The following is a 20,703-nucleotide window of genomic DNA, read 5'->3' as shown; positions in this document are numbered from 1 at the left end:
TCGGGAACGTCATCCGCAATTGTTCGAGACAGGACTTCATTAATAAAGTGCTGTTTCTGCGATTTATTAAACTGGCTGACGGTAGTCAACGAGTTTTGCGGATGACAATGCTTTTGCTTACTTTGGGCAAAACCAAAGTAAGGCGAGCCGCAGGCTGATCCTGAAATTGGATGAGGACTCGGCAAGACTCCGCCAAGATATTTTTCAAACAGTTAGACAAATATTATTGCCGAACTAAGCTTAGTACATTCTTTTTATTTCCCAGAATCAAATCATCATTAGAAAGTAATCCAGCAGGCTATCTTGCCTCTCCCCCCAATTCATTCTTAAAAGCTCAAGAACAGAACCATCAACAATAAATAAAAATATCGCGGCATCCTCTATTGTCGCGGTGCTTTTCATTCTTAAAAGTAAAGACCGAATTTGCCTGATTAGCCATTTTCTGTATTCCACAGCGATTCGATAAGCCTTGGGATATAACTTTTCAAGCTCAAAAATAGCCTTAAACAGCAAATGATACGGGCCATTTAAATCGACATGGAGCAGATAAATTTTCCTCAACTTATCAACCACATTTGAATGACGGCAACAGGTCCTGATTCTCCTGATTTTTTCTTTTAGCGTATCTTTTTGAAAAACAAGGCACAGCTCTATAAGTTTTTCTTTAGACTGAAAATAACGATAAAATGTTGCTTTCGCTACATTTGTTTCACGAATAATCCGATCCACACCTACCTGCTGAAATCCATATAAGTTAAAAAGATTTCTTGAGTAATCAAGCACGGACAAGGCTCGCGAGGAAATTTGTAAATTTGGCATAAACACACCACTGAACATAAGTTTTTTTGTTGTATATGCATGAGATCAGAATGCCACTGCCTCTTTAGGAATAGCAAAAAATAGGCATGACACGGCCACACACGACTGTGCCTTGGCTCATCTCAGATGCTTTATTGTCGATATGATTTTTTAGTCGGTTTGATCTAAAGTTTGTAAAACCTATAGGCGATCAAACAGTATTAAAGGTCTGCTGGAATGTATGGGAATAAAGGCTTTGGCAATGATTGCCGATGAAAAAACAGAAATGTCGCGCATAGTAAACTCCTAGATGAAATAGAAGTCCTACCAAATCACTGCTAAATGATGGTGGCAGAACGAAAAAGGGTTAGCAGACCAGTCATCTAGGAACTGGCACGCACAAGGCGTCCCTCTTCCGTCCTACCGCTACGAAAGGGGACGAACGAGTTCATCACCAAAAAATTACTTTTTTGATGTTCTAGATGACAAAAACGGTCTGCTAAAACCGACTGGCAATGAGCCAGCAGGGAAAGAATAGTGCGCAAGGTTTGGCGTGTCAATATTCTATAGGGGTATGTGATCAAACAGTGTTAAAGCACTGTTGGTGATTGAAAGTCTTTGTAATAGCCAATCTATGTTCGATATAAAATCCTCATAAAATATGATACTCGGAAACGTCATCCGCAATTGTTCGAGACAGGACTTCATTAATCAAGCACTGTTTCTGCGATTTATTAAACTGGCTGACGGTAGTCAACGAGTTTTGCGGATGACAATGCCTTTGCTTACTTTGGGCGAAACCAAAGTAAGGCGAGCCGCAGGCTGATCCTGAAATTGGATGAGAACTCGGCAAGACTCCGCCAAGATTATTTTATCAATAAGTTAGAGCAATATTTTAGTCAGACTCAGACTCAGACTCAGACTCAGACTCAGACTCAGACTCAGACTCAGACTCAGACTCAGACTCAGACTCAGACTCAGACTCAGACTCAGACTCAGACTCACTATTTTTATTTATCAATTTATCCAAACTCAACAAAAATTTTCATAAGCATAACAATTATAAATTTTAACTAAACAAACCTTTTAGTAAAAAACGTTATTTTTGTCTGGATAAAAAGTTTCTATAAATCGGACATGGAGTCCTCACCATGAAAAAGCATGTGCTTTACATTGCTATGGGTTTAGCTACCACCACCTTACCTACCCTCAGTTTTGCGGATTCACCGTATTTCAGTTTAAAAGATGGAGATGGATTCAAACGTTTTTCCGTTTCAGCAGGTTGGCTGCATGCCATGCCGCAGGGATCGGCAAACCCAGTCAATATCAATACCAGTGTGGCTGAGGGAACCTCATCTAAAGTGGGTTCAGTCTCCAAACAGGCCGTATTGAATGCAGCGGATCGTGATTCCAATGTACTCTTGTATGAAGCCATCAAGATACTTCCAACCGACACCTTGCCTGCACTCCTAACAGGAACAGCAACGGTCAATGGACTGTCCAACTGGCAAAGTCAGGGAACAGGACTAGAAGCGGATGATGTCGATACTGTCGGAATTATGGCGAATTATCATTTTACCGATAACCTTTCTTTAGAAGTAAAAGCAGGTATTCCCCCTAAAGTAGACATTAAAGGTAAAGGCGACATTTATGCACCATTGAGAGGTAAAGCAGATACTTCTTTAGGTGGAATTGATCTAAAGCAGGACATTCATATTACTGACCTGACTCAGGGAGATAAGGCCGCCTCTGCCCGTGCCTGGTTGCCCGCAGTCGAACTGCATTATCAGTTTGGCAAATCTGGGGTAAATAAATTCCGCCCCTATGTAGGCGCTGGTGTGATGTACGCCTACTTTAATGACTTAAAAATGAATTCTGGCATTGAGGCAGACCTTATTGCGGCAGGCCACATGATCCAGAATATCCATGATGGTCAGGCAGGTGCCGCTTTGGACGGCAAAACCTCCTCTGCCGATCCAGCGGTTAAGCTCAAGGCAACCGACACTTTTGCACCGATTGTCACGGTTGGCGCAACCTATGACTTTAAACCAAACTGGTTTGCAGTGGGTTCAGTCTCCTATTCAAAAATGAATAATGAGGCTCAAATTTATGTGACTGACCGCAATACAGGTAAAGAGTTGATCCGCGCCAATACAAAAATTGATATTGACCCACTCATTACCTATGTGGGTGTGGGCTATCGTTTCTAAACCCAGCATGATGTTTAAAAGCAGCTTCGGCTGCTTTTTTTCACTGTTCTGCTTAGCGCCATCTTTTAACTCAAAATGCATGAAAACCATGCACCAATTGCAATCAATTTGCCCATTACTATCTAGCATGATTTTAAATAATGCATATACATTTCATTGATGGATCATGATTAAAACTCAATCAATAAAAATAATTCATCAATTAAATATTTATAAATAACAGCTTATATTTTTCACTTGGTTAAATATATGTTTTGGCACGACACTTGCTTTATATCCAGCATGCTGAATCAAAGATGATTCACAAAGAATTTGTTGACGGTCAATGAAGCCCGTTCTGTTCGGATTGCTGATGTCAAAGACATCGCAAAAATAAATGACGTTCAGTTCAGGAGAAGGCCATGTCTTCAAAAATGAATTTAGATGCGAAAAAAGCGACTGAAATAAAACTATTCAGCTTTTCCACTCCTGCCATGCGTGCCTTTCATATGACATGGCTTGCATTCTTCGTTTGTTTCTTTGCATGGTTTGCATGCGCACCGTTGATGCCAGTCATCTCTGGGGAATTTCACTTAACCAAGGAACAAATTGCAAATATCAATATTGCGGCAGTGGCCATTACCATTATTGTCCGCCTAATTGTTGGACCATTGTGCGACAAGTTTGGACCACGTAAAACCTATACCGCACTTTTACTGATCGGCAGTATTCCTGTATTTGGTGTGGCTGCGGCCAACACCTATGAGTCTTTCCTGTTCTTCCGCCTGTTAATTGGTGCGATTGGTGCAAGTTTCGTCATTACGCAATATCATACCAGTGTGATGTTTGCACCAAATGTGGTGGGAACCGCCAATGCTGCTTCGGCTGGCTGGGGCAATGCAGGTGGTGGTGCCACTCAAGCCATCATGCCACTTCTTCTGGGTGCGCTGGTGATGTTTGGTGTTGAACAGGCTATGGGCTGGAGAATTGCCCTGCTTGTACCTGGCATCATGATGGTGATTGTTGGTGTACTCTACTGGAAACTGACTCAGGACTGCCCACAAGGTGATTTCAAGGAACTACGTGAAAATGGTGTAAATGTTGGTAGCGGCAAAAAAGGTGGCACAGCCATCCTGCTACAAGCTGCAAGCAACTACCGTGTCTGGATTTTATTCATCTCCTATGCTGCATGCTTCGGTATTGAAATCTTCATCCATAATGTTGCCGCAATGTACTATGTTGACCATTTCAATATGGGACTCAAGGAAGCAGGTTTAACTGCGGGTATCTTTGGTTTGCTTGCCCTGTTCGCCCGTGCTTTAGGCGGCATCATCTCTGACAAGGTTGCATTGGCTAAAGGTCTGGATGGTCGTACCAAAATCCTGTTTATCCTGATTCTATGTGAAGGCCTGTTCCTGATCCTGTTCTCACAAATGAATACAGTTGGCCTTGCCATTCTTAGCATGACCATCTTTGCCCTGTTTACCCACATGGCATGTGGCGCAACCTATGCGCTGGTTCCATTTATCGACCGTGATGCACTGGGAGGTGTTGCAGGCATTATCGGTGCAGGTGGTAACGTTGGCGCGGTTGCGGCAGGTTTCTTACTTAAAGGTTTACTGGATATCCAAACCTGCCTGATGGTGTTAGGCACACTGGTCATGGTATCTGCCTTTGGTGTCATCCTCATTCGCTTCTCAGCGGAACACAAAACTAAAGAAAAACAATTGTTTGAACAAGCAGTTCTTGAACGCAACTCTATTGCCTAAACATCCTCTGTGTGAGGTCTCCCCCTCACACATTTAAAAATCAAATTTATCTTTCTTAGGGGTCTCAATATGAAATTGAATCTTCTTGGCTTTGCCATGCTCAGCATTTTTAGCAGTACAACTTTCGCAGCAGCACCAACCATTTACGGTGAGATTGATGCCAGTGTTGACTATTTACCAGAAAAAAATGCGACCAAGGCCAACAAGGATGTTTGGGAAATTAGCTCAAACAGCTCATTTATTGGTGTTAAGGGCGATGAAAAACTTACAGACCGTTTAAGTGCCGTTTATGCCATCGAATGGGGCTTCAGCGCGGATGGCGACAGCTCAGACTGGTCACAGCGTAACCGTTTTGTCGGTTTGAAGGATGCCCAGTTGGGTACAGTAAAAATTGGTGTGCATGACACCCCAGTTAAACAGTTGTCAAGTGTTGTCGATACCTTTAACAACTATGTTGCCAACAAGGCCGACATTGGTGGAATCTTTGCGGGCGAAACCCGTGTCAGCAACGCGGTGGTTTATGAGTCTCCAGCGGTCAAGGTGCCTGTTCTGAATGGTGCAGTCAAGGTAAACGCATTGCTGGCAACAGGTGAGGCAACGGGCGTTTCTGGAACTGCTGGCAATGCCAAGGTTGAGGGGCGTGGTCTGGGCGATGCATGGTCAGCTTCGGCAAGCTTTGAAAGCCCATTGTTAGTTGCGGGTATTGGCTATGACAGCGCGATTCCTAGCACATTCCTTGGCCGTGGCTTTTTAAATGCCTCTGACAAGGCGATTTCATCAACGGCTGCTCCAGCGATATTTGCCGCGGCAAATACCATCCGTGCCATTGGCCGTATCAACCCAGTGAATGGTTTGGCTTTGAAAGCACTGTTCCAAAGCTCCGAGGTTGAGAATGTGGCTGGCAATACCGCAGGCGCAGACAAGATTGATGATGCCAAGGGCTGGTTGCTTGGTGCGGAATACACCATTCCACAGGCAAAGAACTGGACAATGAAAGGTCAGTACAGCCAAAACACCACTAGCTTTAAGGACACCACAGTTGATTTTGAGGCCAAACAGATCATTGGTGGCGTGGACTATGCATTTAACAAGCAGGTGAAAACTTATGGTTATGCAGGCTATTTAACGCTTGAGCAAGCCAGTAAAAAGGATAAACAGCCTGTTGCTGGTTTAGGTCTGGAATTTAAGTTCTAAAGTAATAAACGAGACCTTTAGATTCAACAGGGCAATTTAGGTTGCCCTGTTGCCATATAATAACCATCCTAACAATTATGTCCCTAAAGAATCGAAATAATAGCCCAAGTCATTTAGAATAATTTTCACTTATTTCCCAGATTAAAAACAACAATGCCAAATCAGCAATTTTCCAAGCAACTCATTTATATGCTTATTGGGAGTGCCATTATACTTGCGCTTTCCCTTGGTGTTCGTCATGGCTTTGGGCTTTATCTGGTTCCGATGAGTGAATCTTTTGGCTGGGGTCATCATATTTTTAGCTTAGCGATTGCTATGCAAAACCTGATCTGGGGCGCAGCCCAACCATTTACAGGTGCAATTGCGGATAAATACGGCACCAAAAAAGTGGTAATTGCTGGCGGCATGCTTTATAGCATTGGCTTGGTCCTAATGGCATTCAGCTCTACAAGTCTGTTGCTGAACCTAAGTATGGGATTGATTATTGGTTTAGCACTCTCCGCGACCTCATTTACCGTTTTACTGTCCGCTGTTGGCCGTGCCGCCCCACCAGAAAAACGCAGCATGGTCATGGGGATCGCCAGTGCCGCTGGTTCATTTGGGCAGTTCATTATGCTGCCCTCAACCTTGCTGCTACTCAAAAATATTGGGTGGTCATCTGCATTGCTGGTCAGCGCCTTTGCGGTTGCATTTATCATTCCACTTGCCTGGTTGCTCAAGACACCAAGTTGCACAATACCCAAAGCACTTGATCAGCAAAACCTGACATTCAAGCAGGTTTTGACAATTGCGAAAAACCACAAACCTTTTTGGTGGCTGTCCCTCGGTTTTTTAGTCTGCGGATTTCAGGTGGTATTTTTAGGCGTGCATCTTCCAGGCTACTTGATTGATCATGGCTTTGATGCCACCGCAGGAACCATCTTTTTAGCACTTGTGGGCTTATTCAATATTGTCGGAACCTATGGCGCGGGGTGGCTGGGTGATCGTTTTTCCAAACCAAGACTGCTGATGCTGCTTTATGGCTTACGTGGTATCGCCATTATTGCCTTTCTGCTATTACCGCTCAGCATTTTCACGGTTTACAGTTTTGGCATTATCATGGGACTGCTCTGGCTCTCAACCGTACCACTAACCAATGGTATTGTTGCCAATATGTTTGGGGTAAAATATCTATCCATGCTCAGTGGGATTGTGTTTTTTACCCATCAAATTGGTTCATTCTTCGGTGGATGGCTGGGTGGTGTAAACCATGACTTGGCGGGTAACTACAACATGATTTGGCTGGCTTGCCTGCTCTTGAGTGTCTTTGGAGTGCTTATTCATCTTTTCGTCAATGAAGAGGCTGTTATTCATGACTAGTGTTGCACGGAACCTTAAAATCACACTTATCCTCTGCATGATTGGCTTAATGGGTGCCTCAATCCTCATCTGGTTTCAAACACCTGATTTATTTGAGTACTTTAATCAGGCATTTTGCGCTCATTAAAAATTTTTAAAAGTGTTTCAGTGATTCATATTTGTCATTTAATCATCAAGAAACTGTCATCAAACCATCAAATTTTACTGTTTTAATAAAAAATAAAAAGCCTATAAACAATCAAAAAGCTTGCTGAGTGACCTTGATCAGCAAGCTTTTTTTTATTGCCCAAAAAAGGGCTGCCCTTAAGCAACCCTTTTTCATTAAAAACAATCAATTATTTATTGTCGTTTAGGCAATGGAATATATTGCGACTGGGCATTTTGCTGCACTTTACGCTCGCCTACTTTGACCTGCAAGGTTTGCTGCTTGCCATCACGTTCAACCACCACATCAATCACACTTGCAGGGGCTTGCAACGCCACATAATTGATCAGGTGTGACGCTGAGCCAATTTGCTCATTATTGACCTGAATGATTTTATCGCCACGCTTCACTCCCGCAGCATCGGCTGGACCGTCACGCAATACATCTGCAACAATGACACCAACTGGTTTTGAGGCCAGTACATCTTCATCCAGCGTATTTGGAATCAGGCTAATGCCCAACCAGCCACGTACAACACGGCCATCTTTTAAAATCGAGTTGAGGACTTGCTGGCAAACCTGTGCAGGAATCGCAAAACCAATTCCCAGTGAACCGCCAGACTGCGAGAAGATTGCAGTATTCACACCAATCAGGTTACCCGCAACATCAATCAATGCACCACCAGAGTTACCTGGGTTGATTGCAGCATCGGTCTGAATAAAGTCTTCATAGGTGTTAATGCCTAAATCTGAACGGCCTGTGGCGGAAATAATCCCCTGCGTGACGGTCTGGCCCACACCAAATGGATTACCAATCGCAAGCACAACATCCCCAACTTCATTACCACTCAGTTTAAATGGTAGAACTGGAAGCTTGTCCAGTTCAATCTTAATGACAGCCAAATCGGTATCAGGGTCAGTTCCGATCACCTTAGCTTCAGCACGGCGACCATCATGCAACGCCACTACAATATGTTCAGCCTGAGCAATCACATGGTTATTGGTTAGAATATAACCATCTGCACGAACAATAACGCCCGAACCTAGACTATTTTCATTTTGAGGTTGCTGAGGAATCTGGTTGCCAAAAAACTCACGAAACACAGGATCATTCAACAATGGATGATTCATCTGCTTCACTTTCTGCGTGGTAAAAATATTTACCACTGCTGGAGCTGCAACCTTTACCGCAGCACTATAGGAAACCACGCCACCCGTTCGGGTTGTATCAATCAGTGGCTCCACTTTTTCGGCAGGCATTTTAACGCCATCGGCAGCGACTGTTGGCTTCGGCTGATGCAATTTTTGCCAGCTTAGGAAACTAATGATAACAAGAATGAGTAATACCCAAGGTAACCATGTAAATGCACGGCGCACGTTTATTATCCTCTAGGCGAACAATGGAGTTAATATATTGAAGAACAGGAATTTTCCACTATTGTAAAGTAAATTGCCTAAAATCAATGCAAAAGTTAAAAAAGTTTTGTCTAGCTTTAGTTACATTCAAAAATATGGTTTTATGGATACTTATATATAGATGTAAAGCATTTGAGGAATCGCATGGCAAATTTGCATGACATTGTGCAGTGGTGTAATCAGACATTAAAGGCAAATGAGTTTAAGGACTATGCACCAAACGGGCTACAAATTGAGGGCAAGCCTGAAGTCAACAAGATTGTCTGTGCTGTCACAGCCTCTGAAGATGCCATTGATGCAGCAATTGCTCAACAGGCGGATGCCTTGCTAGTTCATCATGGCTATTTCTGGAAAGGTGAACCCTACCCAATCACAGGGATGCGTGGCAATCGCATTAAAAAACTCATTCAAAACAACATTTCACTGATCGCCTATCACCTACCCTTGGATGCCCATCCTGTGCTGGGAAATAATGCAGCCATTGCGGAGTTAATTGCCCTACAAGATTTGGAAGCGCTGGACCCAACCGAAAAATATCCCATTGGCAATATTGGCTATCTGGATCAAGCACTGAGTCCTGAACAATTTAAGGAAAAATTGCAGGCTATCTTTGACTTTAATGTCATTCATTTACCAAGTGAAAAAACATTTATCCAAAGAGTTGGCTTTTGTACTGGCGGAGCACAGGACTTTATTGGCAAGGCTGCTGAGCAAAACTGTGATGCCTATATTTCGGGTGAGGTCAGCGAACGAACCTTTTATGAGGCAAAAGAGCTTGGCGTTCATTATTTTGCCTGTGGGCATCATGCAACAGAACGCTATGGTGTACAGCGTTTGGCTCAGGCAATTGCCAAGCAGTTTTCCATAGATGCCGAATATTTTGAATTAAACAACCCAATCTAAGCCGATTAAAACTTTGATTAAATTAAAAAATCCTCTTACATATCACAACTTCATACACGTTGCGTAATGTTTAATTCACAGCAGAAATAAGTCACATAATACTGTCAGCAAAAATTGACTTATCTCTAGCTGTGAGCAGTTTAAACAACCTGTTCAATTCCCTATCACATACGATAAATATAAAATTTCTAACTCATTTTAATCTTAAAAGCAAATTAAAAACATATTGATTCTCATTTGCATTTAAGTAAATAATAAGCGTGCTTAATTTCATTTCAATAAAACCCGTTTGATTAAAAAAGGAATCAAATACATGGCTTATTCTTTACCAGCACTTCCTTATGCTTACGATGCACTTGAACCCAATATTGATGCTAAAACCATGGAAATTCACCATAGTAAGCACCATCAAACCTATATCAACAACATTAATGGCGCAATTGAAGGCACGGAATGGGAAAACCTTTCAGTGGAAGAGTTGGTTGCCAAAGTCAATGAAGTCCCTGCTGAGCTTAAAAACATGGTGATGAACAATGGTGGAGGACACGCCAATCATTCCCTGTTTTGGACAGTCATGAGTCCACAAGGTGGAGGACAGCCAACTGGAGCTGTTGCAGAAGCCATTGATCAACAACTAGATGGTTTTGATGCCTTTAAAGATGCGTTTACCAAGGCAGCCATCAGCCGTTTTGGCAGTGGTTGGGCATGGCTCAGTGTGACACCTGAACATAAACTGGTTGTGGAAAGTAGCGCAAATCAGGATTCTCCCCTGATGCATGGCAATACACCTATTCTAGGCCTGGATGTATGGGAACATGCCTATTACCTGAAATATCAAAACCGCCGTCCTGAATATATTGCTGCATTTTATAATGTGGTGGACTGGGATGAAGTGAACCGTCGTTATGATGCTGCGCTGCAAACAAAAGCACAGTGATTCTGAGATAGATTGAAATGGATCATCATTCCCATTAGCAGGCTGGCTAGGGTCTTTTGCAACGTTGCTATCATTCGCTAAAGACTCTAGCCCCATGTTGTATCGCATATGTCTCATATAGAAATTTTTTGCATATTTTGTGTATTAAAAGACTGCCCTATTGTCTATAGAATCATTTACAATAAAGGCACTTAGTAAAACCCAGCAATTTGCAAGGAATGAAACATGACAACCATTACTTTACCTGCACTTCCATATGGCTATGATGATTTAGCGCCGCACATTACCCGCGAAACTTTAGAATACCATCACGACAAACACCACAATACTTATGTTGTTAACCTTAACAACCTCATTAAAGGTACTGACCTTGAAGGCAAAACTTTAGAGGAAATCATTCAGGCTTCTGCTGGTGATGCTTCTAAAGCAGGTATCTTTAACAATGCTGCCCAAGTATGGAACCACACATTCTACTGGAACAGCATGAAACCAAATGGTGGTGGCAAGCCTACTGGCGCAATCGCAGCTAAAATCGAAGAAGCTTTTGGTAGCTATGAAAAATTTGCAGAAGAATTTACTGCTGCTGCAACTACTCAGTTCGGTTCAGGTTGGGCTTGGTTGGTTGCTGATGAAATCAACGGTAAATTATCCATTACCAAAACTTCGAATGCAGATACTCCGCTTGCTCACGGTCAAATTGCGGTATTGACCATTGACGTTTGGGAACATGCCTACTACATCGACTTCCGTAACCTACGTCCAAAATACATTGCAACTTTCTTGGAAAGCCTAGTGAACTGGGATTATGCAAATGCAAAACTTGCAGGTCAACCAGCAGGTGTTGAGAAATAATTTTTATTTCACCCCTAAAAACTGCCTACTTTAGGCAGTTTTTTTATGCCTAAAATCTGAAAAGAATATTTATCAAGCAAACAATTCATTTTATTTACTATTCTTGTTGACGCATACGTTTTTCATGCCTAAAATGCGCATCAGATTCTCCAATAGCTCAGTCGGTAGAGCGACGGACTGTTAATCCGCAGGTCCCTGGTTCGAGCCCAGGTTGGAGAGCCAATCTACTAATCTCCCATAGCTCAGTCGGTAGAGCGACGGACTGTTAATCCGCAGGTCCCTGGTTCGAGCCCAGGTGGGAGAGCCAAGATTCTAAAAAGCCCATATCATTGATATGGGCTTTTTTTATGATCAAAGTTTTAATTAATTATCATCCGTGGTGTAACACTATTTATTTTTTATGTTGCATCACGTTTATATTTTAAATCCTTTGCCCTTTTCGACCCTATAATAAAAAACGATTGTCATGTTAAGGAAAACCATAATGAAAAAACTACTTCTCAGTTTATTATTCTTATGCAGTCCAGTCATGGCCGCACAAACAACCTGGTATGCAGGCTCGACTTATAAAGGTACTGTGACCGTCCCTATCGAAAATGGGCCAAATGTGGTCTGGAAATGTAATGGCAAAGTTTGCAGCATGTCTGGGCCTTGGGGCAACGACTTGTCTCTGGACTCCTGCCAAAGCCTGGTTCTACGTATTGGCAAGATTAGCTATTATAAAAATTCAGCGGGAGCAACCTGGCAAGCAAGTTCTTCCCAATTAGCCCAATGCAACCAGGTTGCACGTTAATATAAATATTTTAGGTACTTAACAGTTTATTATTTATACTGATTTTACTTGACTATAAACGTCTTGCCACCTAAAATTCGTTCCAGATTCTCCCATAGCTCAGTCGGTAGAGCGACGGACTGTTAATCCGCAGGTCCCTGGTTCGAGCCCAGGTGGGAGAGCCAGAATTCAAAAAGCCCATATCATTGATATGGGCTTTTTTTATGAATTGATTCTTAAAATTCCTGGGATTTTTTAGGATGGCGAAATGAAGTTTTTAAATCAAAACCATGTGCGGTAATTTTATTATTATTACTTTGAAGCGATTCTTCCTCAATCACAATCTCAAGAATAAAGTTTTCAATATTTTGATAGACCTCAACCATATCAAAGAAAATTTGATGTTGCTGAATTGCCAAAAATGGAAAAAACATAGGATTTGGAACCGTTATTCCCTGATCATTTAACATCACAAAATAAGGCATTTTATGGGTTCGGGAAAACTGAATCAATTTTTGCGGTGCGATATTGGTGATCGGTTGATCACGTTCAAATTCGCATAACATATAAATTTTATGGTGATAAACACTTTGAATCGTCTTTTCATTAATCGGAATAGGTTGATTATGCTGATCAAACTGTTTTTTATAGTATAAGCAATACAATTTTTCATTATAATACAATATGATAAAATCAAAGTCCTCATTATACCCATAGCCAGCACGACGAATTTGATTCACTAATTTTCTATACTGCTCATGAGCTGATAAATTCTTTTTGTCCTGCAAACGCCAAAAACCATAATCATGCGGAAATTTAAAACCAATCCCTTTTAAATCAAGCTAGGCAAATGTTCTCCCATGGTAAATGGTACGATCAAGGACAATTCCCTCATCTACCCCATAGCTATAAATCATTTGATCGAAAAAGTCTTTATAACGATTTTCACCTATAATTTTCATCGCTCTTTCTACCTTTATTTCCCCCCTAATCAATTTCATGTGGGTGAGAGCTTCTCTCACATGGGTATCATTTCATCAGATTAAGCCTCAACCTTTGCAGGCACACCACTATGGAAACGGAAAGTATCATCTGGAGTTAAAATCAGGTTCTTTTCCACTTCACGGATATGTTTAATCCGCTGCTGAATATTTTCTTCTGGATCTTTAAATTTGGCAGTTTTTGCAACATCCAAGGCCAGTGCCAGATAATCCTCAAAATGACGCGATTCCGATTTAAGCAAGTAACGATAGTAACGCCCAAGTTCATCATCAACAATTGGCGCAAGCGCATAGAAACGCTCACACGAGCGTGCTTCGACAAATGCACCAATAATCATGACATCAATCAATGCCTCAGGTTCGTAAGTGCGGATTTCTTTACGTAAGCCACCAGCATAACGCCCTGCACTCAGACCTTTCCATTCCTGACCACGTTTGGTCATGAATTCCAAAACCTGCTCATAATGCAGCATTTCTTCACGAACCAATTGTGCCAGCTTCACCTGTAAATCGGTAAAAAAGCTATAGCGGAACATCAGGTTCATCGCTGTACCCGCCGCTTTCTTTTCACAATTGGCATGGTCTTGCATCAGGACGTCGAGGTTATTCACCGCTTCATCCAGCCATGCCTGAGGAGTGGTACAACCTAAAAATGCAATGACAGGTTGCATTAACTCATTATAATTCACACTACTCATCAATTTATCTCGCAGCCGCCTGAATCGCTGCTTTCATATCTTTCACTGCCTGAGCCAGACCAACGAATACACTATCGGCAATAATTGAATGACCAATATTAAGCTCATTCATTTGTGGAATTGCAGCAATAGCAGCAACATTATTTAAGTTTAAACCATGTCCTGCATTCACCACCAAACCTTTGGCAGCAGCATATTCTGTACCCTTGATAATACGTGCCAGCTCTGCTTGCTGTTGCTCATCGGTTTCCGCATCTGCGTAGGCACCCGTATGAATCTCGATGGTTGGCGCGCCACAGGCAACCGCCGCATCAATCTGTGCAAGATCAGCATCAATAAATAAAGATACATCACTACCAATGGCTGTCAGGGCTTCTGTTGCAGCTTTCACTTTTTCAAAGTTACCTACAACATCCAGACCACCCTCTGTAGTCACTTCCTGACGACGTTCAGGAACAAAACAGACATGCTGAGGCTGGATTTCCTTGGCAAACGCAACCATTTCATCCGTCACTGCCAATTCAAGATTCATGCGTGTTTTTAACAACGGACGCATACGACGAACATCATCATCCTGTATATGGCGGCGATCTTCGCGCAAATGCAGAGTAATCCCCTCTGCACCCGCTTGCTCACAAACCAAAGCGGCCTGAACAGGATCAGGGTAAGTTGTACCACGTGCCTGTCTTAATGTTGCAACATGATCAATGTTTACACCCAAGATTACAGCCATAAAAATATCCTATCGTTTTGCCCTGAATCGTTATTTTAAATACATCAGGAAAATCAAGTTTGTGTATTTTGAATCCACAGTTGACGGCTTTTCAGGGGTCGATCCCCCAACAAAGCGCTAATCATTTGACGGTATAGTTTACCCAATAATTGTAGTTGTTCGTGAGAAAAATCCTGCCCATCTTCATAACTTTTCATGGTGACAATCAAAGCGCCTGCAAGTGTAGAACGTGAGGCTTGGGCAACAGGCAAAAAACCATCATTGAGCTGAAATTGATACTGTTGAAATGGCAAAATTTCCTGCTGGTTTGCATCTACCGAAAAATCAATCGCATAGCCCAACTCCTGCAATAATACATGTTCAAACTGGCGTAAAATCTGCCGCAGAAATAAAGAGGCTTGTTTATGCGATGCCAATTGCTGTAATTGCAACAGGGTCAGTTGGTATTGTTCAAATGTCTGTGGCATTGCCTCTTCAAGTGGGCATAAACGCAACACGATTTCATTTAAATAGAAACCAGCAAAAAATGCATCACCATGAAAAAACACAGGTTGATTCAAGATTTCAAGTTTAGTGAAATTTTTAAGCTCGGATTTGCCAGTCGCCTGTAGACCTATCGGCTGATATTGCGGTGGTGGAATCTGTCTTAAGATTCCATCCACCCGACCATATTCCTGTGTAAACAAATGCACAATATGGCTTTTTTCACGATATTTACGATGGTGAATCAAATAGCCGTGCAGGACTTCATTACGCATCATGGAACGATACTAGTCCTTTGCTTTTTCATCCTTTTTATCTTCATCATCCCCATCAGGGATCACAGCGCCTACAACCGCAGCCGTTCCCTTAACAACACCTTTGGTGGTCTTATAGGCAACCTTAACAGGTACAGTCACAAGCTTATGGATACACCCTTGCAGCATGAAAATACATGTCACGATTGCGAATACACGAATTGTTGTTTTCATACCTGTTTCCATTGTCTTCAAACCAGTTAAATATCGCTATAACCCAGGCTTTTTAAGGCACGTTCATCATCAGACCAGCCACCTTTGACTTTCACCCAAAGCGTCAGCATGATTTTTTGCTCAAACATTTTTTCCATGTCTGCACGTGCATCCATCCCGATGCTTTTCAGCTTGGCACCTTTATCACCAATCACAATGGCTTTTTGCCCCTGACGTTCCACAAAGATCGTTGCATCAATATAGGTGCAAGGTGGTTTTAAGCGGCCTGTTTTTTCATTCACAGTCGCTTCTTCGGTTTTAAAAGATTCAATCTGTACAGTTAAATCATACGGAAGTTCTTCACCCAGCTGACGCATAATTTTCTCACGAATGATTTCACTCGCAAGGAAACGTTCAGAACGGTCGGTAATTTGATCCAATGAATACAATGGCGGCTGATAAGGTAGATACTTTTCAATCGTGTCACGCAGATGCTCAAGATTCGCACCACGCAATGCTGACACAGGTACAATCTCAGCGAAATTCATCAGTTTTGAGCGCTGTTGAATGAGGGGCAATGCCTCATTCTTGTTTTCAAAAGTATCCAGTTTATTAATCACCAGAATCACAGGCATATCAGCATTTTTAAGCTTTTCCAAAACCAGTTCATCGTTTTGGGTCCACTTCTGCGCATCCACCACGAATAAAACCAAGTTCACATCACGCAATGCTGAATGTGCAGCACGATTCATCATTTTATTGATGGCACGGACTTCTTTTTTATGCATTCCTGGGGTATCCACAAATACCGCCTGTGATTTCTCACGCGAGTCAATGCCCACAATCTTGTGGCGTGTGGTTTGTGGCTTACGTGAAGTAATCGATAGCTTTTGACCTAACAAATGGTTCATCAGGGTCGATTTACCTACGTTAGGACGGCCCACAATCGCAACAAAACCGCTTTTAAAATCTGATGGAATCGTGGTTCCCTGAACACTAAAAAATTGATCAATCAGGTTATTACCATCTTGCTGTACAGCCGCTTCTGAAAGGTTTTCATTTGAATGAGACATCAGGTTATTGCTCCAATAATTTTAAAATCTCGGCCGCTGCCGTTTGTTCAGCAAAACGGCGACTTGAGCCCTCGCCCTGAATTTTTGGCAATCCATCCACCAGACATTCCACCTTGAAATGCTGATTCGGCGCATCGCCCTGAATATCTACAACCTCGTAAACTGGGAGAGGTTTTTTACGTGCTTGTAAATACTCTTGCAAACGTGATTTTGGATCTTTGAGTTGATCAGTCGGTTCGATATAATCCAGATAGGGTTCATACCATTTTAGCACAATGCGTTCCAACAGGTTGAGATCATTGCTGTCCAAATAAATGGCACCAATAATTGCCTCTACGGTATCAGCAAGAATGGACTCTCGGTGATGTCCACCCGATTTTAACTCACCCGTGCTTAAAATAAGTGACCGACTGAGTTGCAAGTCATTGGCAATTTTCCCTAAAGCCTCCTGACGAACCAGGGTCGCACGCATACGTGTTAAACGGCCTTCATTTTCAAGTGGGTAGGTATGGTAAAGATAATTGGCAACAATCATCCCTAATAATGAATCGCCTAGAAATTCTAGGCGTTCATAATTGTGCTTATGGCTCACAGAACGATGGGTCAATGCCAGTTTTAACAAATCAAGCTGTTTAAACTGGTGACCAATTCGCCCTTGCAGACGTGCATCATTGAGCTTGTTTGGCAGATTTTTGGTCAAAAGTCTTCTCAAAATTCATTACTAAACTAATATTCAGCATAAAAGGCTTACGCACTTCATACTTTTTCTTTACGATTAGATCATCTTTATAGGTGACTTGTGCAATATCTTTAAAATGAATATCCCGCACATTATTCATATCCAGACGTTGATCCATCTGTTGAATAAACTTGGATGGCACAATATTCTCAGGGCTATCTTTTAACAACCCCTCAATTTGAGAGTCAATAATTCGATCATCCCAATATGCTGGCCAGATTGCGATGGTCGCTTTTACAGCAATCGCAAATAAAACCACCCCAAATAAAATTGCAATATACGAAGCGCCTTGTTGAGATTTACGCATCTTTGTATTCCTTATATGTTTTTATTTATTAATCAATTTTACCATTTCGGCCGAAACTTGGAAGATTGAAACCAGGTTCTTTATGCATCCATACATAAAAAGCACGGCCTGTTAGGTTTGCTTCTGGTACAAACCCCCAAAAACGGCTATCTGCGCTTTGGTCACGATTATCTCCCATTGCAAAATACTGGCCTTGTGGTACAGTCACTTCCCAATCCTGTCCATTACTTTTAATAAAGACATCATTGGCTTTTGCCACAAATGGCACCAAAGCTTCAGCACCCTTTAACTGTGCGAACTGGAACTGTTCAGCCAAAGGATTACGCCCATCCAGATAACGGATCAGATGCTGATGCTCACCCAAAGTTTCTTTAAAGTAATATACGGTTGGAGTTTCAAGTTGATCCTTTTCACGTTTAACTTCAGTGGCAACTTTTGCAATTTGCTGACCATTAATGATTAGCTGCCCATCTTTAAACTGAATGTGGTCACCAGGCAAACCCACTACACGCTTGATATAGCTAATCGTTGGTTGTGGTGGATAACGGAACACGATGACTTCACCACGCTTTGGTTCACCAACATTGATAACCTTACTATTCACAATTGGTAAACGCACACCATAATCAAACTTATTCACCAAAATAAAGTCACCTGTTTCCAGGGTAGGTACCATAGAGTCAGATGGGATATTAAACGGCTCATAAAGAAAAGAACGTAGCACCAACACAACTGCCAATACTGGCCAGAAATCATATGCCCATGTGATCATAAAGTTTTCCTGATCACGCCCCTTGTTTGCACGTTGTTTCAGTACCAACTTGTCAAGCAACCACACTACAAAGAAAATCAGTGTGACTGGAACGAGAATCAAATTAAAATCAAAATCCATAAGCGATTCCTAAGACTTTTTCTATCGATCAACTTTTAATACAGCCAAGAACGCTTCCTGTGGAATTTCGACACTTCCCACCTGTTTCATGCGTTTCTTACCTTCTTTCTGTTTCGCAAGCAGTTTCTTCTTACGAGACACGTCACCGCCATAACATTTTGCCAAGACGTTCTTACGCATGGCTTTAACGGTAGAACGTGCAATGATTTGCGCACCAATGGCTGCCTGAATCGCGACATCATACATTTGGCGGGGAATCAGGTCTTTCATCTTCTCAACCAGTGCAATACCACGATGGCGGGCATCCTGACGGTGACAAATCATCGCTAGGGCATCCACCTTTTCGCTATTAATTAACACGTCAACCTTAACCAGAGATGAACTCTCAAAACGGACAAAGTTATAATCCAGTGAGGCAAAACCACGAGAACATGATTTCAATTTGTCAAAGAAATCCATCACCACTTCAGCCATTGGAATCTCAAAGGTGATGGACACCTGATTGCCCAGGAATTTCATGTCTTTCTGCACACCACGACGCTCAATACACAAGGTCATGACATTACCCAGATATTCCTGTGGAACAAGGATATGACATTCTGCAATCGGCTCACGTAAATCTTCAACTGTCGAACCATCTGGCATTTTCGATGGACTGTCGATATAGATAATTTCACCTTTTTTGGTGAGCGCCTCATAAATCACTGTTGGCGCAGAACTAATCAGGTCAAGATCATATTCACGTTCCAAACGTTCCTGCACAATTTCCATATGCAGCATCCCCAGGAAGCCACAACGGAAACCAAAACCTAAAGCATCAGAGCTTTCTGGTTCAAAGAATAAAGCTGAATCATTAATCTGGAGTTTTTGCAGAGCCTCACGGAATGGCTCGAAATCACTGGCATCAATTGGGAAAAGCCCAGCATACACCTGTGGCTTCACTTTCTTAAAGCCTGGAAGTATTGCAACATCTGGCGTAGAGGCGAGCGTGATGGTATCGCCCACTGGTGCACCAAAAATATCCTTGATACCCGCAATGACAAAACCAACCTCACCTGCCTCAAGCAAGTCAGTCTCAGTATGTTTTGGATTAAACACACCTACCGATGTTACTGGATGCGTTTGGCCAGTTGATTTGACCAGCATCTTGTCGCCCTTACGGATACGACCCTGTTTAATGCGGACAAGCGAGACAACACCCAAATAGTTGTCAAACCATGAGTCAATGATCAACGCCTGCAACGGCGCATCACGGTCACCTTCTGGTGCTGGAATCACATCAACCAGACGCTCTAAAACGCCCTCAACCCCTAAACCTGTTTTTGCAGAACAGGTTGGTGCATCTGTTGCCTCAATCCCGATAATTTCCTCAATCTCATGGATGACACGTTCAGGTTCAGCCTGAGGCAAGTCAATCTTGTTCAGTATAGGCAATACTTCCAAGCCTTGCTCAATTGCGGTATAACAGTTTGCAACAGATTGAGCCTCAACCCCCTGTGCCGCATCCACGACCAGCAACGCACCTTCACATGCAGCCAAGGAACGAGACACTTCATAAGAAAAGTCAACGTGTCCTGGGGTGTCAATAAAGTTGAGTTGATATTCCTGACCATTCGGATGCGTATAGTACAATGTGACCGATGCAGCCTTAATGGTAATCCCACGTTCACGCTCAAGCTCCATGGAGTCCAGCACCTGAGCCTGCATCTCACGATCCTGTAAGCCGCCACACATTTGAATGAAACGGTCAGCCAGTGTTGACTTACCGTGGTCAATGTGAGCAATAATCGAGAAATTTCGTATATTTTTGATATCTACGGATTTTTTAGCTTGCGCCATGGGTTACCTTGAGAAAATAGAACGCCTGATACTTTTAAAAAGCAATAGGCCAAAGCGGTTTAACAAAATTGTTGCCGATTATAACAGAACAGCTTTTCAAAGTATCCAAAATAATGAGTTTCATTTAAAGGCTTCATG

At 42.3% G+C, this 20,703-nt stretch carries 20 protein-coding genes and 3 tRNA genes; 11 read left to right on the top strand and 12 right to left on the bottom strand.

What is annotated here, in order from left to right:
• Nucleotides 1-267 precede the first annotated feature (267 nt).
• On the bottom strand, nt 268-819 hold the full coding sequence (locus QLH32_RS17040) for a TetR/AcrR family transcriptional regulator (protein ID WP_283267219.1): 552 nt from the start codon (nt 817-819) through the stop codon (nt 268-270).
• Between the two features lie 1,130 nt (nt 820-1,949).
• On the opposite strand from QLH32_RS17040, the gene QLH32_RS17035 reads away from it, so the two are divergent.
• From QLH32_RS17035 to QLH32_RS17020, 4 genes are all read left to right on the top strand, one after another.
• Complete coding sequence (locus tag QLH32_RS17035) at nt 1,950-3,008, top strand: OmpW/AlkL family protein (RefSeq protein WP_283267218.1); 1,059 nt, start codon at nt 1,950-1,952, stop codon at nt 3,006-3,008.
• 401 nt (nt 3,009-3,409) lie between these two features.
• Nucleotides 3,410-4,756 carry an MFS transporter gene (locus tag QLH32_RS17030; RefSeq protein WP_267978986.1) on the top strand — a complete coding sequence of 449 codons (1,347 nt, stop codon included), beginning with the start codon at nt 3,410-3,412 and terminating at the stop codon, nt 4,754-4,756.
• Nucleotides 4,757-4,825: 69 nt separating this feature from the next.
• Complete coding sequence (locus QLH32_RS17025; RefSeq protein WP_283267217.1) at nt 4,826-5,950, top strand: porin; 1,125 nt, start codon at nt 4,826-4,828, stop codon at nt 5,948-5,950.
• Between the two features lie 153 nt (nt 5,951-6,103).
• Nucleotides 6,104-7,309 (top strand): MFS transporter, encoded by a 1,206-nt coding sequence (locus QLH32_RS17020; RefSeq protein ID WP_283267216.1) that lies wholly within the window; start codon nt 6,104-6,106, stop codon nt 7,307-7,309.
• Between the two features lie 339 nt (nt 7,310-7,648).
• On the opposite strand, the gene QLH32_RS17015 is transcribed toward QLH32_RS17020, so the two are convergent.
• Entirely contained in the window at nt 7,649-8,830 is a 1,182-nt protein-coding gene (locus QLH32_RS17015; protein ID WP_283267215.1) for a trypsin-like peptidase domain-containing protein, read from the bottom strand.
• A 183-nt stretch (nt 8,831-9,013) separates the two neighbouring features.
• Here QLH32_RS17015 and QLH32_RS17010 point away from each other — a divergent pair, with 183 nt between their 5' ends.
• The 7 genes from QLH32_RS17010 to QLH32_RS16980 all read left to right on the top strand — a co-directional run bounded on the left by QLH32_RS17010 (nt 9,014) and on the right by QLH32_RS16980 (nt 12,518).
• The gene (locus tag QLH32_RS17010; RefSeq protein WP_283267214.1) at nt 9,014-9,772 is read left to right on the top strand and encodes a Nif3-like dinuclear metal center hexameric protein; all 759 of its coding nucleotides are present in this window, start codon (nt 9,014-9,016) and stop codon (nt 9,770-9,772) included.
• 313 nt (nt 9,773-10,085) lie between these two features.
• On the top strand, nt 10,086-10,709 hold the full coding sequence (locus QLH32_RS17005) for a superoxide dismutase (protein ID WP_283267213.1): 624 nt from the start codon (nt 10,086-10,088) through the stop codon (nt 10,707-10,709).
• Nucleotides 10,710-10,934: 225 nt separating this feature from the next.
• Nucleotides 10,935-11,561 carry a superoxide dismutase SodB gene (gene sodB / locus QLH32_RS17000; protein WP_004761574.1) on the top strand — a complete coding sequence of 209 codons (627 nt, stop codon included), beginning with the start codon at nt 10,935-10,937 and terminating at the stop codon, nt 11,559-11,561.
• Between the two features lie 146 nt (nt 11,562-11,707).
• Nucleotides 11,708-11,783 (top strand) — tRNA-Asn (locus QLH32_RS16995).
• Nucleotides 11,784-11,792: 9 nt separating this feature from the next.
• Nucleotides 11,793-11,868 (top strand) — tRNA-Asn (locus QLH32_RS16990).
• Between the two features lie 177 nt (nt 11,869-12,045).
• On the top strand, nt 12,046-12,354 hold the full coding sequence (locus QLH32_RS16985) for a DUF8200 family protein (protein WP_279959911.1): 309 nt from the start codon (nt 12,046-12,048) through the stop codon (nt 12,352-12,354).
• Nucleotides 12,355-12,442: 88 nt separating this feature from the next.
• A tRNA-Asn gene (locus QLH32_RS16980) sits at nt 12,443-12,518 on the top strand.
• Between the two features lie 51 nt (nt 12,519-12,569).
• Here the strand turns inward: QLH32_RS16980 and QLH32_RS16975 are convergent.
• From QLH32_RS16975 to lepA, 10 genes are all read right to left on the bottom strand, one after another.
• Nucleotides 12,570-13,073 carry a hypothetical protein gene (locus QLH32_RS16975; RefSeq protein ID WP_283267211.1) on the bottom strand — a complete coding sequence of 168 codons (504 nt, stop codon included), beginning with the start codon at nt 13,071-13,073 and terminating at the stop codon, nt 12,570-12,572.
• A gap of 302 nt (nt 13,074-13,375) precedes the next feature.
• Complete coding sequence (locus QLH32_RS16970; RefSeq protein WP_283267210.1) at nt 13,376-14,032, bottom strand: MiaE family protein; 657 nt, start codon at nt 14,030-14,032, stop codon at nt 13,376-13,378.
• A gap of 4 nt (nt 14,033-14,036) precedes the next feature.
• Nucleotides 14,037-14,765, bottom strand: a complete 729-nt coding sequence (gene pdxJ, locus QLH32_RS16965) for a pyridoxine 5'-phosphate synthase (protein ID WP_283267209.1) — start codon at nt 14,763-14,765, stop codon at nt 14,037-14,039.
• A gap of 53 nt (nt 14,766-14,818) precedes the next feature.
• On the bottom strand, nt 14,819-15,526 hold the full coding sequence (gene recO, locus QLH32_RS16960; RefSeq protein ID WP_279959906.1) for a DNA repair protein RecO: 708 nt from the start codon (nt 15,524-15,526) through the stop codon (nt 14,819-14,821).
• A gap of 9 nt (nt 15,527-15,535) precedes the next feature.
• Nucleotides 15,536-15,736, bottom strand: coding sequence for an NF038104 family lipoprotein (locus tag QLH32_RS16955; RefSeq protein ID WP_267978975.1), 201 nt, complete (start codon nt 15,734-15,736; stop codon nt 15,536-15,538).
• A 26-nt stretch (nt 15,737-15,762) separates the two neighbouring features.
• Nucleotides 15,763-16,788, bottom strand: a complete 1,026-nt coding sequence (era, locus tag QLH32_RS16950; protein WP_283267208.1) for a GTPase Era — start codon at nt 16,786-16,788, stop codon at nt 15,763-15,765.
• A 4-nt stretch (nt 16,789-16,792) separates the two neighbouring features.
• Nucleotides 16,793-17,488 carry a ribonuclease III gene (gene rnc, locus QLH32_RS16945; RefSeq protein WP_283267207.1) on the bottom strand — a complete coding sequence of 232 codons (696 nt, stop codon included), beginning with the start codon at nt 17,486-17,488 and terminating at the stop codon, nt 16,793-16,795.
• On the bottom strand, nt 17,457-17,834 hold the full coding sequence (locus QLH32_RS16940; RefSeq protein ID WP_283267206.1) for a DUF4845 domain-containing protein: 378 nt from the start codon (nt 17,832-17,834) through the stop codon (nt 17,457-17,459). The genes rnc and QLH32_RS16940 overlap by 32 nt, the downstream gene beginning before the upstream one ends.
• 28 nt (nt 17,835-17,862) lie before the next feature.
• A complete protein-coding gene (gene lepB, locus QLH32_RS16935; protein ID WP_283267205.1) occupies nt 17,863-18,726 on the bottom strand; it encodes a signal peptidase I in 864 nt (287 codons plus the stop codon).
• 21 nt (nt 18,727-18,747) lie between these two features.
• Nucleotides 18,748-20,565, bottom strand: a complete 1,818-nt coding sequence (lepA, locus tag QLH32_RS16930) for a translation elongation factor 4 (RefSeq protein WP_283267204.1) — start codon at nt 20,563-20,565, stop codon at nt 18,748-18,750.
• Nucleotides 20,566-20,703 lie beyond the last annotated feature (138 nt).

This window comes from Acinetobacter corruptisaponis (genome assembly GCF_030053775.1).
In the GTDB taxonomy this organism is placed as follows: Bacteria; Pseudomonadota; Gammaproteobacteria; order Pseudomonadales; family Moraxellaceae; genus Acinetobacter; species Acinetobacter corruptisaponis.
The sequence above is the reverse complement of the archived record's forward strand: the minus strand, read 5'-3'. Positions and strand labels throughout refer to the sequence as shown.

Coding starts and splice junctions, on each gene's coding strand:
- QLH32_RS17040 (WP_283267219.1), bottom strand. CDS start 819: ATGCCAAATTTACAAATTTCCTCGCGAGCCTTGTCCGTGCTTGATTAC.
- QLH32_RS16955 (WP_267978975.1), bottom strand. CDS start 15,736: ATGAAAACAACAATTCGTGTATTCGCAATCGTGACATGTATTTTCATG.
- recO (WP_279959906.1), bottom strand. CDS start 15,526: ATGATGCGTAATGAAGTCCTGCACGGCTATTTGATTCACCATCGTAAA.
- QLH32_RS16970 (WP_283267210.1), bottom strand. CDS start 14,032: ATGAGTAGTGTGAATTATAATGAGTTAATGCAACCTGTCATTGCATTT.
- lepA (WP_283267204.1), bottom strand. CDS start 20,565: ATGGCGCAAGCTAAAAAATCCGTAGATATCAAAAATATACGAAATTTC.
- QLH32_RS16940 (WP_283267206.1), bottom strand. CDS start 17,834: ATGCGTAAATCTCAACAAGGCGCTTCGTATATTGCAATTTTATTTGGG.
- lepB (WP_283267205.1), bottom strand. CDS start 18,726: ATGGATTTTGATTTTAATTTGATTCTCGTTCCAGTCACACTGATTTTC.
- pdxJ (WP_283267209.1), bottom strand. CDS start 14,765: ATGGCTGTAATCTTGGGTGTAAACATTGATCATGTTGCAACATTAAGA.
- QLH32_RS17010 (WP_283267214.1), top strand. CDS start 9,014: ATGGCAAATTTGCATGACATTGTGCAGTGGTGTAATCAGACATTAAAG.
- era (WP_283267208.1), bottom strand. CDS start 16,788: ATGTCTCATTCAAATGAAAACCTTTCAGAAGCGGCTGTACAGCAAGAT.
- QLH32_RS17005 (WP_283267213.1), top strand. CDS start 10,086: ATGGCTTATTCTTTACCAGCACTTCCTTATGCTTACGATGCACTTGAA.
- QLH32_RS16985 (WP_279959911.1), top strand. CDS start 12,046: ATGAAAAAACTACTTCTCAGTTTATTATTCTTATGCAGTCCAGTCATG.
- sodB (WP_004761574.1), top strand. CDS start 10,935: ATGACAACCATTACTTTACCTGCACTTCCATATGGCTATGATGATTTA.
- QLH32_RS17030 (WP_267978986.1), top strand. CDS start 3,410: ATGTCTTCAAAAATGAATTTAGATGCGAAAAAAGCGACTGAAATAAAA.
- QLH32_RS17035 (WP_283267218.1), top strand. CDS start 1,950: ATGAAAAAGCATGTGCTTTACATTGCTATGGGTTTAGCTACCACCACC.
- QLH32_RS17025 (WP_283267217.1), top strand. CDS start 4,826: ATGAAATTGAATCTTCTTGGCTTTGCCATGCTCAGCATTTTTAGCAGT.
- QLH32_RS17020 (WP_283267216.1), top strand. CDS start 6,104: ATGCCAAATCAGCAATTTTCCAAGCAACTCATTTATATGCTTATTGGG.